Origin of the sequence: Streptomyces sp. NPDC058045 (assembly GCF_042885635.1) — a bacterium.
Lineage (GTDB): Bacteria > Actinomycetota > Actinomycetes > Streptomycetales > Streptomycetaceae > Streptomyces.
This window is the reverse complement of record NZ_JBHVRR010000025.1, coordinates 43,172-59,410: the sequence shown is the minus strand read 5'-3', so window position 1 is coordinate 59,410 and position 16,239 is coordinate 43,172. Positions and strand designations below refer to the sequence as shown.

The following is a 16,239-nucleotide window of genomic DNA, read 5'->3' as shown; positions in this document are numbered from 1 at the left end:
CGCAGAAGATCCTGACACCGGGGTAATCCGTGAAAAAGCTCTCCGCACGACGACGCCATCCGCTGGCGGCGGTCGTCGTCCTACTCCTCGCGCTGGCGGTCACCGGGGGGCTGTACGCCGTGTTCGCGCCCGCGGACAAGGCGCAGGCCGACGAAACCGCCCAGTCTCTCGCCATCGACGAGGGCAAGAAGCTCTTCGATGTGGGCTGTGCAAGCTGCCACGGGACCGGCGGTCAGGGCACCTCCGACGGTCCGTCTCTGGTGGGTGTCGGCGCCGCCGCGGTCGACTTCCAGGTCGGCACCGGCCGGATGCCGCTCCAGCAGCAGAACGCGCAGGCACCCCGCAAGAAGGTCATCTACTCGCAGGCCGAGATCGACCAGCTCGCCGCGTACATCGCCTCGCTCGGCGCCGGCCCGACCGTGCCGACCGAGAAGGAGTACAGCCCGCAGGGCGCGGACGCCGCCAAGGGCGGTGAACTCTTCCGCACCAACTGCGCCCAGTGCCACAACTTCATCGGCAAGGGCGGTGCCCTCACCAAGGGCAAGTACGCGCCGCCACTTGACGGGGTGAGCCCGAAGCACATCTACGAGGCCATGCAGACCGGCCCGCAGAACATGCCCTCCTTCCCCGACACGACGATGCCCTCGCAGAACAAGAAGGACATCATCGCGTACCTCGACGCGGTCAACAGCGACAAGACGGTGAGCCCCGGCGGACTCGACCTGGGCGGGCTCGGCCCCGTCACCGAGGGTCTCTTCGGCTGGATCTTCGGCCTCGGTGTGCTGATCGCCATCGCCGTCTGGGTCGCCGCGCGGACCGCAAAGGCCAAGAAGTCATGAGTAGCCAAGAAGACATGCCTGAAGAGAACCTGCCCAACGAGCAGGACACAGAGCACGGTTCCGTGGCCGTCCCGCAGGGGCAGGACCCCTTCGCCGACCCGGGCCTGCCGCCGCACGAGCCCCGCATCCAGGACCTCGACGAGCGGGCCGCGAAGCGCTCCGAGCGCACCGTCGCCCTCCTGTTCCTGCTGTCGATGCTCGCCACGGTCGGCTTCATCGCCTCCTATGTGGCGATCCCCAAGGACAAGTCGATCTTCGTCTGGCCGATCGGGCACGTCAGCGCGCTCAACTTCTCGCTGGGCCTGACCCTCGCCGTCGCGCTGTTCAGCATCGGCGCGGGCGCGATCCACTGGGCCCGCACCCTGATGTCCGACGTGGAGGTCGCCGACGAGCGGCACCCGATCGAGGCCGAGTCCGAGGTCAGGGAACAGGTCATTGCCGACTTCAAGCAGGGCGCCAAGGAGTCCGGCTTCGGTCGCCGCAAGCTGATCCGCAACACCATGTTCGGTGCGCTGGCCCTGGTGCCGCTCTCCGGTGTGGTCCTGCTGCGCGACCTCGGCACGCTGCCCGGCACCAAGCTCCGCCACACCGCGTGGCGCAAGGGCAAGCTCGTCATCAACATGAACACCAACGAGCCGATGCGCCCCGAGGACATCACCGTCGGCTCACTGACCTTCGCCAAGCCCGAGGGCCTGGAGGAGCACGACGAGGACTTCCAGACCGAGATCGCCAAGTCGGCGCTGATGCTGATCCGTCTCCAGCCGGAGACCATCAAGGACAAGCAGGAGCTCGACTGGTCCCACGAGGGCATCGTCGCGTACTCGAAGGTCTGCACCCACGTGGGCTGCCCGATCTCCCTGTACGAGCAGCAGACGCACCACGCGCTCTGCCCCTGCCACCAGTCCACCTTCGACCTCGCCGACGGGGCCCGGGTGATCTTCGGCCCGGCCGGGCACGCGCTGCCGCAGCTGCGTATCGGCGTGAACGGTGACGGCTACCTCGAAGCGCTCGGCGACTTCGCGGAGCCCGTCGGTCCGTCCTTCTGGGAGCGCGGATGAGTACTCAAGAGAACACCGCGTCCGGCGCACGGCGGGGCAAGGCACCCGCGGGCGAGCGCGTAGCGGACTGGGCGGACGGCCGGCTGGGGCTCTACGGCCTGGCCAAGGCCAACATGCGGAAGATCTTCCCGGACCACTGGTCCTTCATGCTGGGCGAGGTCTGCCTCTACAGCTTCATCATCATCATCCTCACGGGTGTGTATCTGACGCTGTTCTTCCACCCGTCGATGAACGAGGTGACGTACAACGGCAGTTACGTCCCGATGCAGGGGCAGCTCGTCTCCGAGGCGTTCAACTCGACCATGCACATCAGCTTCGATGTGCGCGGTGGTCTGCTGATCCGGCAGATCCACCACTGGGCGGCGCTGATCTTCCTCGCCGGCATGTTCGTGCACATGATGCGCGTCTTCTTCACCGGTGCGTTCCGCAAGCCGCGTGAGGTCAACTGGGTGTTCGGCTTCCTGCTGTTCGTGCTGGGCATGTTCACCGGCTTCACCGGCTACTCGCTCCCGGACGACCTGCTCTCCGGCACCGGTGTCCGCTTCATGGAGGGCGCGATCCTGTCGGTGCCGGTCGTCGGCACCTACATGTCGTTCTTCCTCTTCGGCGGGGAGTTCCCCGGCGGCGACTTCGTGGCCCGTTTCTACTCGGTCCACATCCTGCTGCTGCCGGGCATCATGCTGGGCCTGGTCGTCGGCCACCTGCTCCTGGTCTTCTACCACAAGCACACGCAGTTCGCGGGCCCCGGCCGCACCAACAAGAACGTCGTGGGTATGCCGCTGATGCCGGTGTACATGGCGAAGGCCGGCGGCTTCTTCTTCCTGGTCTTCGGTGTCGTCGCGGCCATCGCGGCGCTCGTCACCATCAACCCGGTGTGGGCGGTCGGACCGTACCGCCCCGACCAGGTGTCCACCGGAGCCCAGCCCGACTGGTACATGGGCTTCTCCGAGGGCCTGATCCGTACGATGCCCGGCTGGGAGATCAACTTCCTGGGGCACACCCTGGCGCTCGGCGTGGCCATCCCGCTGGTGATCGTCTTCCCGATGGTCCTGGTCGTCCTCGCCCTCTATCCGTTCATCGAGTCCTGGGTCACCGGGGACAAGCGCGCGCACCACATCCTGGACCGGCCGCGCAACGCCCCCACGCGCACGGGTCTCGGCGCCGCCTGGCTCACCTGGTACGTGGTCATGCTGATCGGCGGTGGCAACGACCTGTTCGCCACGCACTTCCATCTGTCGATCAACGCGATCACCTGGTTCGTGCGGGTCGCCTTCTTCGTGGGTCCGGTCATCACCTTCATCGTCACCAAGCGGATCTGCCTCGGCCTCCAGCGCCGGGACAAGGAGAAGGTGCTGCACGGGCGCGAGTCCGGCATCATCAAGCGCCTGCCGCACGGTGAGTTCGTGGAGGTGCACGAGCCGCTCGACGCGGAGGCCCTGCACACCCTCACCGCGCACGACCAGTACCAGCCGTACGAGATCGGCGAGACCGTCGACGAGAACGGTGTTCAGCGCAAGGTGTCGCCGGTCGACAGGCTCCGCGCGAAGCTCTCCAAGGGCTACTACGGCGAGGGGAACCAGATCCCCAAGCCGACCGTCGAGGAGTACGAGGAGATCACCAGCGGCCACGGCCACCACTGATTCCTTCGCGCGCCCGGCAGGCCGTCGCCACGGCCGTACCGCCACAGCGCAGAGCCCCGTCCAGCACCTGGGCGGGGCTCTTCGCTGTCTCCGGCGCTGGATAGGGTGGGGTCCGGATCCTTCGAATACCAGGAGCGGCATATGAACGCTGTGAACCCCGCTGGAGGCGACACCGCGGCGGGCCGTTCCTGGCCCCGCGTCCTGGAGGCGCTGCTCTCCGGTCAGGACCAGAGCGCCGACGCCACGGCCTGGGCCATGGACCGGATCATGCGTGGTGAGGCCACGGACGCGCAGATCGCCGCGTTCGTGGTGGCGCTGCGGGCCAAGGGCGAGACGGTGGCCGAGATCTCCGGCCTGGTCGACGCGATGTACGAGCACGCCAATGTGATCGAGGTGCCGGGCGAGACCGTCGACATCGTCGGTACCGGCGGCGACGGCGCGAAGACCGTCAACATCTCCACCATGTCCGCGATCGTGGTGGCCGGCGCGGGCGTCAAGGTCGTCAAGCACGGCAACCGGGCCGCCTCCTCCCAGTCCGGCTCCTCCGACGTACTGGAGAAGCTGGGCGTCAATCTGGATCTGCCGCCGCACCGCATCCCCCAGGTCGCGGAGGAGGCGGGGATCACCTTCTGCTTCGCGGTGAAGTTCCACCCGGCGCTGCGGTACGCGGGCACGGCTCGCGGGCAGCTCGGCATCCGCACCGTGTTCAACCTGCTGGGCCCGCTGACCAATCCGGCCCGGGTACGCGCCCAGGCCGTCGGTGTCGCCGATGAGCGGATGGCGCCCGTGGTGGCCGGCGTCCTCGCCGAACGCGGTAACTCCTCCCTCGTCTTCCGCGGCGACGACGGCCTCGACGAGCTGACCGTCACCGGCGGTTCGCGGGTGTGGGTGGTACGGGACGGGGTGGTGCGGGAGGAGCGCTTCGACCCGCGGGACGTCGGTATCGAGCCGGTACCCGTGGAGGCGCTGCGCGGCGGGGACTCCTCGTACAACGCGGAGGTGGCGCGGCGCCTGCTGGACGGGGAGCGGGGTGCCGTACGGGACGCGGTGCTGCTGAACTCGGCGGCGGCGCTGGTGGCCGTCCGGCCGGGGGAGGGGACGCTCGCCGGGCAACTGCGGGCGGGTATGGAGGTGGCCGCCGAGTCCATCGACTCGGGTGCGGCACGGGCGGCCCTGGAGCGGTGGGCCCGGGCCACGCAGGTGTAGTCGCGGTTCCCTTTGCGGGGAGTCCCTTTCGGGCGGGCGCGGACTTCGGTGCGGGGACTTCCGCGCACCGAAGTCCGCGCCCGCCCGTTCCGACCTCGGTGGGGGACGGGAACCTCCGGGGGATTCCGGTATGTGGACCAGGTTTCGTCGGGGCGTTGGCGTCTGGCATAGTGCTCGGCAGGTCATGAGCGACAGCGACTACGGCCCCGGCCCGCTGTCCGGCAACCCTCCGTCCGTGGCGGGGTGCCCCGGGTGAAGACCGGGCCGTCGGCAGAAGCCTTCGGCAAGCGCGGACCCCGCGGGGTCCTTGGTCCTCGGGGAGCTGTTCCGTGAGCAAGCGAATGCGATAGGGCGAAGCGCCCCACCTCCGCCTCATCTGATCCGCCCGCGCCGAAGCCCCGGCCGGCACCCGCACCCGTGTCCCCGTACCGGCTGCCCGGTGCCGCCGTCCGGTGGTCCGCCGTCACGCGCCGCGCCGCCGCGCACTGCCCGCCGCGCCCCGCGTACCTGTGTGCCGCCCGCTGCTTCGGCCGGTCAACTCGCCTGCGCCGCAATGGAGTTCGCCATGTCTGCAACCGCCGTCACTGCCACCGCCCCCGCCACCACTCCCGTCACCGCACCCGCCGATACCGAGCAGGTCGTGCTGCCCGTGCTCGGGGCCGATGTTCGGGTGCCGCTCGTCACCGGTGGCGAGACCGAATACGCGGCGCTCGACTACGCCGCCAGCGCCCCGGCCCTGAAGCGGGTCTGGGACGACGTCGCCGCCTACGCCCCGTACTACGGCAGCGTGCATCGGGGGGCCGGGTATCTGTCGCAGTTGTCCACGGAGTTGTTCGAGAGCGCGCGGCGTACCGTCGGGGACTTCCTCGGCTGCCGGGAGGGGGACCAGGTGGTCTTCACCCGTTCCACCACCGACTCGCTGAACCTGCTGGCCGCCGCGCTGCCCGCGGACTGCGAGGTCTTCGTCTTCGAGACCGAGCACCACGCCTCGCTGCTGCCCTGGCGCGGCGCCCAGGTCACCTTCCTCGACGCGCCCCGCACCCCCGAGCAGGCCCTCCGCACCTTGGACGCGGCGCTCGCCGCCCGCCGTGCGGGGACGCCCGCCCTGGTGTGTGTGACCGGTGCCTCCAATGTCACGGGGGAGTTGTGGCCGGTGCGCGAGTTGGCGGCCACCGCCCATGCGCACGGTGCCCGGATCGTGCTGGATGCCGCCCAACTCGCCCCGCACCGGCCGGTGGACATCGCCCGGCTCGATGTCGACTGGGTCGCGTTCTCCGGGCACAAGCTGTACGCCCCGTTCGGTGCCGGGGTGCTCGCCGGGCGCGCGGACTGGCTGCGGGAGGCCGAGCCGTACCTCGCGGGCGGGGGTGCCTCGCGGAAGGTGGCGCGGCGGGCGGACGGCGGGGTGGACGTGGAGTGGCAGGAGGGGCCGGCGCGGCATGAGGCCGGTTCGCCGAATGTGATCGGTGCCCATGCCGTGGCCTCCGCCTGCCGGGCGCTGACCGAGGCGGGCTTCGGTCAACTGGTGGCGCGGGAGGAGCAGTTGGTGGCCCGGCTGCGTGCGGGGCTCGCCGGGGTGCCGGAGGTGAGGGTGCTGTCGCTGTTCGGGGACGCGGCGCCGCGGGTCGGGGTGGTGTCCTTCGTGGTAGCCGGCTGGAACAGCTCGCACTTCGCGGCGGCGCTCTCCGCCGAGTACGGCATCGGCGTACGGGACGGGCTGTTCTGCGCGCACCCGCTGGTGCGGACGCTGCTCGGGGCGGAGCCGGGGGACCAGGGCGAGTGCGGGGCGCCGGAGGCGGCGCCGGGGGAGAGGTCGCTGAACGCGATCCGGGTGAGCTTCGGCGCCGGGACCCCGGACGAGCACATCGACCGCTTCGTACGGGCGGTGACCGAGCTGGTGCGGGACGGGGCGCGCTGGACCTACCGCACCGAGGACGGCCGCTGCGTCCCGGACCCGGCCACCGCCCGCTGAGCCGCCCGCCCAGCCGTCAACGGACTACGAGTCCAGGCCGATGGAGAAGGCCGCCTCCAGGTCGTGCTGGGAGTAGGTGCGGAAGGCGACATGGGTGTCCGTCCCCTCCACGCCGGGGATCTTGCTGATGCTGCCGGGGATGACCTCGGCCAGGTCGTCATGGCGGGCGACCCGCACCATGGCGATCAGGTCGTAGGTCCCCGTCACCGAGAAGACCTCGCTGACGCTGTCCAGCGCGGCGATGGACTCCGCGATCTCCGGGATCCGGTCCACGCTGGTCTTGATGAGCACGATCGCGGTGATCACGGCTGGCTGTCTCCCTCGGGGGCCGGAGCTGGGGCGCTGCCAACTTTAGTGCCCCGTGTTCCGGTGCCGTGTGCCGAGGCGCCCGCCCGCCCCCACCGCACCCAGGCGTAGCCGAAGCCCAGACCGAAGCCGACCAGGTGGGCGAGGTAGGCGACCCCCGGGCCCTGGTCCGCCTGCCGTACCGAGAGCCACTGGAGTACCACCCAGAACGGAAGTACCACCCAGGCCGGGAAGCGCAGCGGCAGGAAGAAGAGGAACGGCAGCAGGCTGGTGACCCGGGCCTTGGGGAAGAGGAAGAGGAAGGCGCCGAGCACCGCGGAGATCGCGCCCGAGGCCCCCACCAGGCTCTGCTCCGAGCCGGAGTGCGCCAGCGCGTAGCCGAGGAGCGCCAGCGCCCCGCACACCAGGTAGAAGAAGGTGAACCGCATCCGGCCCATCCGCTGCTCCACCATCGCGCCGAAGACGTGCAGGAAGAGCAGATTGCCCAGCAGATGAACCCAGTTGGCGTGCACGAACAGCGCGCTGAGGAGGGTGTCCGCGGCGCTCGGGACGAGGTGCAGCGGGGGCGGGCCGCCGAGCAGCCGGGCCGGGACCACGCCCCAGCGGTCGAAGTAGTCCTGCTGGGCGGCGAGCAGCGCCGCGGTGCCGTCGCCGGGCCGGACCAGGCCCGCCGCGGGGCTGCCCGCGAAGAGCAGACCGCACAGCAGCATCAGCCCGTACGTCACCGGCGCGGACGGCCCCCGTACCCGGCCGGTCCGCGTATCCCGCCGCCGGCTGCCGCCCCGTACCCGCATCATGCGCAGATCATGACGTAAGGGGTCCCGCCGGTCCGGACCGCCTCGCCGGATCGCGCCATGGACGGGGAGCGGCCGCTTCCGCCGGGCAGGCTAGGGTTGCGGGGCGTACGCAGCACGCTGACCCGGAGCACCGAGTAAAGCGGCGCACCATGGAAACCCGAAGGATGCGACAGCCACCATGACGGTCCCCCTGCCGACTGCCGAGACCCGCTGGCGCTGCACACTCTGCGGCAATCTGACCCGGTTCGATGTGACCCGCTCGTCGAAGGTCGTCGAGTACGTGCACCTGGACCTCGCGGGGGAGCCGAGCGTGGAGGAGCGCGAGGTGGTCAGTGAGACCATCGAGTCGGTGCGGTGCCGCTGGTGCAACGCGGTGGACCAGGTCGAGCTGGTGGACAGGCCGGGCGCCGGTTCCTGACCGGGCCGGCCCAGGGAGCAGATGGGGTGACGATGGTGGAGAGCGCAGGCGGGGAGCCGGACGACGGCACCGCTGAGGTGCTCGACCGCCCGCTGCCCGAGGCGGTGCGCCGCCGGGTCGTGCAGCTCGTCTCGGACGGCTTCGGCGGGCTCACCGTCGCCGAGCTGCCCGCCCAGCTCCGGCAGTACGCCCGCTTCACCCCGAGCCGGCGGGTCAGGTTCGCCGGGAACGCGATGGCGGCCGCGGTGGAGGGCGACCCGGTCTTCCGGCAGCGCATCGGGGAGAAGCTGCGGGCCGCCCAGCCGGAGCTGGTGGCCGCCCTCGAAGCGGGCAATCCGCCGCCCGCCGCCGACCCGCAGGAGGTGGCCGCCGCCGCGTATGTGCTGCGCCCGCCGGGCTGGGCGAAGCTGGTGACCGCCGCCGGCGAGGAGGTGCAGCGCGCCCACGCCGAGCGCGCCGGGGACGAGCACCGCGCCGAGGTGCGGCGGCTGCGCGCCGAACTGGCCGAGGCCCAGGACCGGGTGCGCGCCCAGACCGACTCGCTGCGCGCCGAACTCGAAGAGGCCCGGCGGCACGGCGACTCCCTGCACCGCAAGCTGCGGGCCGCGCTCAGCGATGTACGCCGCGGTGAGGCCGCGGTGCGCAAGGCGGAGCAGCGGGCGGAGGAGGCGCGGGCCGATCAGGAGGGCCGGCTGTCGGCCGCGCAGAGCGAGAACCGCCGCCTCAAGTCCCGCCTCGGTGAGGCGGAGGCGGCGCTGGAGGCCGCCCGGCGGGCCGCGCGGGAGGGCCGCAGCGTGGAGGACATGCGGGTGCGGCTGCTGCTCGACACCCTCCTCGACGCCACCCAGGGCCTGCGCCGCGAACTGGCCCTGCCGCCGGTGTCGGTACGGCCCGCGGAGACGGTGGACGCGGTCGAGCCGGGCCGGATGACGCCCAAGGACATCGCGGCCCGCGCCCTCTCCGAGCACGACCCGGCGGTACTGGACCAGTTGCTGGCGCTGCCGCAGGCCCATCTCGTCGTCGACGGCTACAACGTCACCAAGACCGGTTATCCGCAGATGCCGTTGGAGAAGCAGCGGCTGCGGCTGCTGGGCACCCTCTCCCAACTCGCCGCGCAGACCGGCGCCGAGGTCACCTGCGTCTTCGACGGGGCCGAACTGGCGGCGCCGGTACTGCTGGCGCCACCGCGCGGGGTGCGGGTGCTGTTCTCCAAGCCCGGGGTGACGGCGGACGAGTTGATCCGGCAGCTGGTGCGGGCCGAACCGCCGGGGCGGCCGGTCATCGTGGTCTCCACTGACCGTGAGGTGGCGGACGGCATCGCCAAGGCCGGCGCCCGCCCGGTGGCCTCCGCCGTACTCCTCAAGCGGCTCTCCCGCGCCTGACTCCGAGCGCCGCGGGGGGCGTCGTCCGATGCCCGGTGCCGCGTTCGATCTCTTCGTCGCGACTGTCCCGACTGCAACTTCTGTGCTGCTTGCCCGAATTGAGGGCCGGGTGGGGCGACCTTCCGTCAAGGGGTCGCTACCTGCTGTGAGTTGTGAGCAAAGAATGTCCGGCGAGCCGTACTTTTTTCCCGTCAGGATTTGAACTGATCACAAGAAGGTCACTAGGGTCTGGCTCGAACCTCCGCTCGGTTGATCACTCATCGGGAGTGACGGTGGAGGGGCACCGCCCACCGGTGTGTCGGTAGGCGGCTGGAGGAAGAAGGAGCTCGCCCCCGTGGCGTCCCACCGTCGACCCAAGCAGCCGAGCCGCGCACGAGTGACCGTGCTCACCGCGACCGCCGCAGCAGCAGTGGCCCTGACCTCGCAGGCCGCGCAGGCCGCCCCGAAGCCCGACAAGGACGAGGTCAAGTCCAAGGTCGACAAGCTCTACGAGCAGGCTGAGCAGGCCACCGAGAAGTACAACGGGGCCAAGGAGAAGCAGCAGAAGCTGGAGAAGCAGACCGGGGAGCTCCAGGACAAGGTCGCCCGCGGCCAGGAGGACCTCAACAAGCTGCGTGACGGCCTCGGTTCGCTCGCCAGCGCCCAGTACCGCTCCGGCGGGATAGACCCCTCCTTGCAGCTCTTCCTCTCCGCGGACCCGGACAGCTACCTGGACAAGGCGTCCACCCTCGACCAGCTCAGCGGTCAGCAGGTGGCGCAGCTCAAGAAGATCCAGGGCAAGCAGCGCGTCCTCTCCCAGCAGCGCAAGGAAGCCGCGGACAAGCTGGCCGACCTCTCCGAGACCCGCAAGGAGATCGGCAAGAAGAAGAAGCAGATCCAGGGCAAGCTCGGCGAGGCCCAGCGGCTTCTGAACAGCCTGACCGCCGAGGAGCGGCGGCAGATGGAGGACGACGACCGGGCCAGCCGCGGCGGCGACCGCGACCCGGGCGGCGGCGACAACACCCCCGCCCCCAAGCCCGGTTCGGGCCGCGCGGGCGCCGCCTTCGCCGCCGCCCAGTCGAAGATAGGCACGCCCTACGTCTACGGCGCCACCGGCCCCAGCTCCTTCGACTGCTCCGGCCTCACCTCCTGGGCCTACAACCAGGCCGGCGTCTCCATCCCGCGCACCTCGCAGGCCCAGGCCGGCGCGGGCACCCGGATCTCCTCGCAGAGCCAGCTCCAGGTCGGCGACCTGGTGCTCTTCTACGGCGACCTGCACCACGTCGGCCTCTACGCCGGGGGCGGCAAGGTGCTGCACGCCCCGCGCACCGGCACCGTGGTCCGCTACGAGTCGATCAACAACATGCCGTTCCAGTTCGGCGTCCGCCTCTGAGGCACCGCCGAGTCGGAGGCTTCGGCCGCTGACACGGGGACCGGGGCGGCGACCCCGGTCCCCTCTCCGGACCCCCGGCCCCACCCCTGGACCCCGGCATCGTGCCCGCCCCCGAACGGGCGAATTCCACCGGGAACTTCCGCCGCACACCCCGTCGTTGACCTGCGTCAGCGGCGAGGTGTCACCGTCCGTGACGGCTTCCTCGCTGGTTGTGAGGTGGGCGCGCGGCTACCGTTCGGCGTCGCATCGCTCCGCGCCCGCGGAGGACGTCAGCGGAAGGGAGAGCGGCCGCCCATGGGGTCCCATCGCCGCAGACCGGGCACCGTCCGGATCGTCCACGCCCCGCGCGCCACCGCCGGTCTCGTCGGCGTGGTCGGTGTCGCGGCCGCCGCCCTCGCCGCCCCCGCCGGTGCCGCTCCCGGACCCGCGCCCGCCGGACCGCGGCACACCGCCGACCCGGGCGCCGAGCTGGACCGGCTCTACCGGGAGGCGGAGCGCGCCACCGAGGCGTACAACGGGGCCCGGGAGCACGTCGGTTCGCTGCGGAAGCGGGCGAGCGCCGGGCAGGACCGCATCGCCCGCGTCCAGGACCGGGTCAACACCCTGCGGGGCGCGCTGAGTTCACTGGCGGGCGCGCAGTACCGCAGCGGCGGCCTCGCCCCGTCGATGGTGCTGCTGCTCTCCTCCGACCCGGACGACTACCTGGACCGGGCCGGCACCCTGGACCGCATCGGGGTGCGCCGGGCCGCCCAGCTCCGCTCCCTGCTGAGCGCCGAACGCGAACTCTCCCAGGACCGCGCCGAGACCCGCGGCACCCTCGCCGCACTGGAACGCGACCGCCGCGCCGTGGCCCGCCACAAGCGCACCGTGGAACACAAACTCGCCCGCGCCCGGCGGCTGTTGGGCGCGCTGCCCGCCGACCGCCGGGCCGGGTACGGCCGGGCCTCCCGCGGCGGCGACCCCGCGGCCCTGCCGCCCGGCCTGCTCGGCCCGCTCTCCGGACTCGCGCCGTCCGCCCGCGCCGGGACCGCCGTCGCCGCCGTCCGCACCGCCCTCGGCCGCCCCTACGCCTGGGGCGCCGAAGGACCGGGCAGCTTCGACTGCTCAGGACTGATGCGGTGGGCCTACGCCCAGGCCGGGGTGGCCCTGCCGCGCACCTCCCAGGAGCAGCGGAACGCGGGCCGCCGTATCCCCCTCGCCGAGGCCCGCCCCGGCGACCTCGTCACCTACGGCGCCGACGCCGGCCATATCGCCATGTACGTCGGCGGCGGCCAGGTCGTCCACGCCCCGTACCCGGGGGCCGCCGTCCGCCACGACCCGGTGGCGATGATGCCGATCTCCTCGGTCACCCGCGTCTGACCGCGGCGGCCCCGGGGCCGACACGCCCGGCCGGGAGCGCTTACCATCGCAAGGTGGCAGGTCACAGGGGTGCGGGGCGAGCGGCACGGCTCGGGTGTGGGCCGGCCGCACTGCTGCTCGCCGCGACCGTGCTGACCGGGCTGGTCGGCTGCGGCTCCCGGACCACCGCCGACGCCTCACTCGCGCCCGTCGCCCAGGTGCTCGACCGGCGCGGCAAAGCGGTCCTCGCGCACGACGAGAGCGCCTACGCCCGCACCGGCGGCGCCGGCCTCGACCGGGCAGCGGGCGACCGCTCCCGCACCGAGTACCGCGACCTCGCCGGCGTGCCCTTCGGGTCCTGGGAGTACCGCGTCACCGGCTTCCACCGCACCGGCACCAGCGCCGAGGCCGCCACCGAGCTGCGCTACCGCATAGCCGGCTACGACTCCGCGCCCGTCACCACCCGCCGTACCGTGCAACTGCGCCGCGTCCAGGGCCGCTGGTATGTGACCTCGGACCGGCCCGCGCGCGGCAGTTCCCGGCAGATGTGGGAGCAGGGCCGGGTCAGCGCGGTACGCGGCGCCCGCAGCCTGGTCCTCGGCACCGGGCAGAGCCGCGCCAGGCTCCGCGACTTCGCGGCCCTCGCCGACCGCGCGGTGCCCGCCGTGCAGGGCGCCTGGGGCCGCTCCTGGTCCCGGCGCCTGGTGCTGCTGGTGCCGCGCGACCTGGACGGGATGGCGGCGCTGCTGGGCTCCCCGGCCGCCGGCTACCGCGGTATCGCCGCCGTCACCACCGGCGAGGCGGGCGGCTCCCGTTCCGCGCCCGCCGACCGCATCGTGGTCAACCCGGACGCCTACCGGGTGCTCGCCGACTTCGGCAAGCAGGTCGTCCTCACCCATGAGGCCACCCATGTCGCCACCCGCGCCGCCACCTCCGACGCCACCCCGCTCTGGCTCTCCGAGGGCTATGCCGACTGGGTCGGCTACCGCGACTCGGAGCGCACCGCACCCCGCATCGCGCCCGAGCTGGCCCGTGCCGTCGCCGCTGGGCGGCTGCCCCGGGAACTGCCCACCGACGGCGACTTCGGCTTCTCCCGCGCCGCGGGACCCCTCGCCGAGGCCTACGAGGGCGGCTGGCTCGCCTGCCGGATGATCGCCGACCACTGGGGCGAGCAGAAGCTGAACGACTTCTACCGGGCGGTCGGCGCCCACCAGGGCCGGGACGGCGCCGTCGCCGACGCCCTCCATGACGTCCTTGGCACCACCCCCGCCGCCTTCACCCACCGCTGGCGGGACTACCTCCGCGCCCAACTCGGCTGAATCCGCGGGGACTTCACCCGGCGGCCCCGGTCACGGCGAGTCGACCAGCGGCTCCTGGCGGAGCGAGGCGGGCTCCCCGGCGGGCACCGCCTCCGCCTGCCCGGTCACCGTACGGCGCCACAGGCGGGCGGCGGCAGCGGCCGCGGCCCACACCAGCAGGCCGTTGCGTACCAGGAGCAGCGCCACCCCCGTCGGGGTGCTGGTCACCACATCGGTGAAGAGGACCGGGAACTCCACCACCGTCACCAGTGAGGCCGCCACCACCAGCCACGCCGGGCGCCCCATCCAGCTGTCCGCGAAGACCAGGCACACCGCCGCCAGACCCACCAGCCACACCAGGTACTGCGGGCTGATGACCCGGCTGGTCACGGTGGACAGCAGGACCGCGGTGAACGCCGCGTCCGCCGCCGTACCCGGTGACCAGTGCCTGGCGCGCAGCCGCCACAGCACCAGCCAGGCCAGCACCAGTACCGACAGCACCTTCGACGCGGTGGCCACCCCGGCCACCCCCGGCCCGAAGAACTCCATCGAGCCGTAGTGGAACCACACCCCGCCGCTCCACCCGAAGTGGTGCCCCACCTGGAAGACCAGACCGCCCACCGACTCCACCTCGGTACCCCGGTCCCGCTGCGCGGTGAGGAAGTCCAGCGAGCCCGGCGCCGCGGCCACCGAAGCCGCCAGCAGGACCGCCCCGGTCACCGCGGCCGCCCCCCAACTCCGCCGCCAGTCGCGCCCCGGGCCCGCGCCCAGCAGCAGCAGCACCGGCCAGCCCTTCAGCATCGCGCCGAACGCGGTCAGCGCCCCGAACACCCGCGGCCGACCCACCCCGGCGACCAGCGCCGCCACCGCCACCGCCGTCACCATCAGGTCGTAGCGGGCGTACACGGTGGGCCCGAGGAGGGGGACGCCCACCGCCCACACCCAGGCGCCGCGCAGGCTGCGGGCACCGGACCCGGTGGCACGGGCCCGGCGCCCGCGCCCGGCCCGCAGCAGCAGCGCCAGCACCACCGCGTCCGCCACCAGCGACAGCACGAAGAACGCCGTGGGGTACTCCAGCCACGGCAGCAGCGCGGGGGAGAGGATCGCGAGCGCTGCGCCCGGCGGGTACTGCCAGGTGACGTCGTCCACCGGGAACGTCCCGGAGCGCAGCACCTCGTACCAGCCGTGGTAGATCACCGACACATCCGGGGTGACATCGGGGCCCGGGAAGACCAGCACCCTCAGCACGAAGAGCATCAGCAGCAGCCGGCTCACCCCCCACACGGCCAGGAGCGCCAACTGCCGTCCGGCGGCCAATGGGGCGGCCATGCCCACCTCGTCCCGTCTCGCGTCCCGGCCCCGGCCGGCGTCCGCCCGCCATGATGCCGGTCCCGGCCGCACGGGGGCCATTCGACGCGACGGGCCGTGCGACCGGGGCCCGCGCCTTCGGTACTGTCGGCGGCGATGGACAAGACCCTGATCGTCACCAACGACTTCCCGCCCCGCCCCGGCGGCATCCAGGCCTTCCTGCACAACATGGCGCTGCGCCTGGACCCTGAGCAGGTCGTGGTCTACGCCTCCACCTGGAAGCGGGGCCGGGAGGGCGCCGAGGCGACCGCCGCCTTCGACGCCGAGCAGCCCTTCCCCGTGGTACGGGACCGCGCCACCATGCTGCTGCCCACCCCGCGGGTCACCCGCCGCGCCGCCGGGCTGCTGCGGGAGCACGGCTGCCGCTCGGTGTGGTTCGGCGCGGCCGCCCCGCTCGGCCTGATGGCGCCCGCGCTGCGCCGGGCCGGTGCCCGCCGGATCGTGGCCACCACCCACGGCCATGAGGCGGGCTGGGCCCAACTCCCCGCCGCCCGCGGCCTGTTGCGGCGGATCGGCGAGGGCACCGACACCCTCACCTATCTCGGCGAGTACACCAGGTCCCGGATCGCCGCCGCGCTCACCGAACAGGCCGCGGCCCGGATGGTGCGGCTGCCGCCGGGCGTCGACGAGAAGACCTTCCATCCGGACTCGGGCGGTGCCCGGGTCCGGGCCGAACTGGGCCTGGCGGAACGCCCGGTGGTGGTCTGCGTCTCCCGGCTGGTGCCGCGCAAGGGGCAGGACACCCTGATCGAGGCGATGCCGCGGGTACTCGCCGCCCACCCCGACACCGTGCTGCTGATCGTCGGCGGCGGCCCCTACGAGGCGGACCTGCGGCGGCTGGCCCGGGAGCGCGGTGTGGACGCCTCGGTGCGCTTCACCGGCGCCGTGCCCTGGGCGGAACTGCCCGCGCACTACGGCGCCGGAGACGTCTTCGCCATGCCCTGCCGCACCCGCCGCGGCGGCCTCGACGTGGAGGGCCTGGGCATCGTCTACCTGGAGGCCTCCGCCACCGGACTGCCGGTCCTGGCCGGGGAATCCGGCGGCGCCCCCGACGCGGTACTAGACGGCGAGACCGGCTGGGTCGTCCCCGGCGGCGCCCCCGAACAGACCGCGGAACGCCTGGTACTGCTGCTGTCCGACCCGGAACTACGGGCCCGGATGGGCGAGCGCGGCCGAGCCTGGGTCCACGACCGCTGGCGCTGGGACCACTTGGCGGGCGACCTCCGCGAACTGCTCTGAGCGGGG

The 16,239-nt window shown here is 72.6% G+C and carries 14 protein-coding genes and 1 riboswitch; of the genes, 11 read left to right on the top strand and 3 right to left on the bottom strand.

Annotated elements, in window-relative coordinates:
* The first annotated feature begins 29 nt into the window (after positions 1-29).
* The 5 genes from ACFVST_RS17205 (at position 30) to ACFVST_RS17185 (ending at position 6,715) form a co-directional block, all read left to right on the top strand.
* Positions 30-839 (top strand): c-type cytochrome, encoded by an 810-nt coding sequence (locus ACFVST_RS17205; RefSeq protein ID WP_390151989.1) that lies wholly within the window; start codon positions 30-32, stop codon positions 837-839.
* Positions 836-1,897 (top strand): Rieske 2Fe-2S domain-containing protein, encoded by a 1,062-nt coding sequence (locus ACFVST_RS17200; RefSeq protein ID WP_390151986.1) that lies wholly within the window; start codon positions 836-838, stop codon positions 1,895-1,897. Before ACFVST_RS17205 ends, ACFVST_RS17200 begins: the two co-directional genes overlap by 4 nt.
* Positions 1,894-3,537 carry a cytochrome bc complex cytochrome b subunit gene (locus ACFVST_RS17195; protein WP_390151983.1) on the top strand — a complete coding sequence of 548 codons (1,644 nt, stop codon included), beginning with the start codon at positions 1,894-1,896 and terminating at the stop codon, positions 3,535-3,537. The genes ACFVST_RS17200 and ACFVST_RS17195 overlap by 4 nt, the downstream gene beginning before the upstream one ends.
* 141 nt (positions 3,538-3,678) lie before the next feature.
* A complete protein-coding gene (trpD, locus tag ACFVST_RS17190; protein WP_390151980.1) occupies positions 3,679-4,743 on the top strand; it encodes an anthranilate phosphoribosyltransferase in 1,065 nt (354 codons plus the stop codon).
* Positions 4,744-4,923: 180 nt separating this feature from the next.
* A riboswitch (SAM riboswitch) is annotated at positions 4,924-5,039 on the top strand.
* 269 nt (positions 5,040-5,308) lie between these two features.
* Positions 5,309-6,715 carry an aminotransferase class V-fold PLP-dependent enzyme gene (locus tag ACFVST_RS17185; RefSeq protein ID WP_390151977.1) on the top strand — a complete coding sequence of 469 codons (1,407 nt, stop codon included), beginning with the start codon at positions 5,309-5,311 and terminating at the stop codon, positions 6,713-6,715.
* A gap of 24 nt (positions 6,716-6,739) precedes the next feature.
* On the opposite strand, the gene ACFVST_RS17180 is transcribed toward ACFVST_RS17185, so the two are convergent.
* Together ACFVST_RS17180 and ACFVST_RS17175 are read right to left on the bottom strand one after the other, a co-directional pair.
* On the bottom strand, positions 6,740-7,021 hold the full coding sequence (locus ACFVST_RS17180) for an Lrp/AsnC family transcriptional regulator (protein ID WP_390151974.1): 282 nt from the start codon (positions 7,019-7,021) through the stop codon (positions 6,740-6,742).
* The gene (locus ACFVST_RS17175; protein ID WP_390151971.1) at positions 7,018-7,818 is read right to left on the bottom strand and encodes a rhomboid family intramembrane serine protease; all 801 of its coding nucleotides are present in this window, start codon (positions 7,816-7,818) and stop codon (positions 7,018-7,020) included. Before ACFVST_RS17175 ends, ACFVST_RS17180 begins: the two co-directional genes overlap by 4 nt.
* Before the next feature lie 178 nt (positions 7,819-7,996).
* On the opposite strand from ACFVST_RS17175, the gene ACFVST_RS17170 reads away from it, so the two are divergent.
* The 5 genes from ACFVST_RS17170 (at position 7,997) to ACFVST_RS17150 (ending at position 13,647) form a co-directional block, all read left to right on the top strand.
* The gene (locus ACFVST_RS17170; RefSeq protein WP_390151968.1) at positions 7,997-8,236 is read left to right on the top strand and encodes a hypothetical protein; all 240 of its coding nucleotides are present in this window, start codon (positions 7,997-7,999) and stop codon (positions 8,234-8,236) included.
* A 32-nt stretch (positions 8,237-8,268) separates the two neighbouring features.
* Positions 8,269-9,618: an NYN domain-containing protein gene (locus tag ACFVST_RS17165; protein WP_390152066.1), complete on the top strand. Its 1,350-nt coding sequence runs from the start codon at positions 8,269-8,271 to the stop codon at positions 9,616-9,618.
* 334 nt (positions 9,619-9,952) lie between these two features.
* Positions 9,953-10,990, top strand: a complete 1,038-nt coding sequence (locus ACFVST_RS17160) for an NlpC/P60 family protein (protein ID WP_390151965.1) — start codon at positions 9,953-9,955, stop codon at positions 10,988-10,990.
* A gap of 294 nt (positions 10,991-11,284) precedes the next feature.
* Positions 11,285-12,349 (top strand): NlpC/P60 family protein, encoded by a 1,065-nt coding sequence (locus ACFVST_RS17155; protein ID WP_390151963.1) that lies wholly within the window; start codon positions 11,285-11,287, stop codon positions 12,347-12,349.
* Positions 12,350-12,402: 53 nt separating this feature from the next.
* Positions 12,403-13,647 carry a hypothetical protein gene (locus ACFVST_RS17150; protein ID WP_390151960.1) on the top strand — a complete coding sequence of 415 codons (1,245 nt, stop codon included), beginning with the start codon at positions 12,403-12,405 and terminating at the stop codon, positions 13,645-13,647.
* Between the two features lie 30 nt (positions 13,648-13,677).
* Here the strand turns inward: ACFVST_RS17150 and ACFVST_RS17145 are convergent, their stop codons facing one another.
* On the bottom strand, positions 13,678-14,955 hold the full coding sequence (locus tag ACFVST_RS17145) for a glycosyltransferase 87 family protein (RefSeq protein ID WP_390151958.1): 1,278 nt from the start codon (positions 14,953-14,955) through the stop codon (positions 13,678-13,680).
* A gap of 135 nt (positions 14,956-15,090) precedes the next feature.
* Here ACFVST_RS17145 and ACFVST_RS17140 point away from each other — a divergent pair, with 135 nt between their 5' ends.
* Positions 15,091-16,233, top strand: a complete 1,143-nt coding sequence (locus tag ACFVST_RS17140) for a glycosyltransferase family 4 protein (protein WP_390151955.1) — start codon at positions 15,091-15,093, stop codon at positions 16,231-16,233.
* Positions 16,234-16,239: the final 6 nt, after the last annotated feature.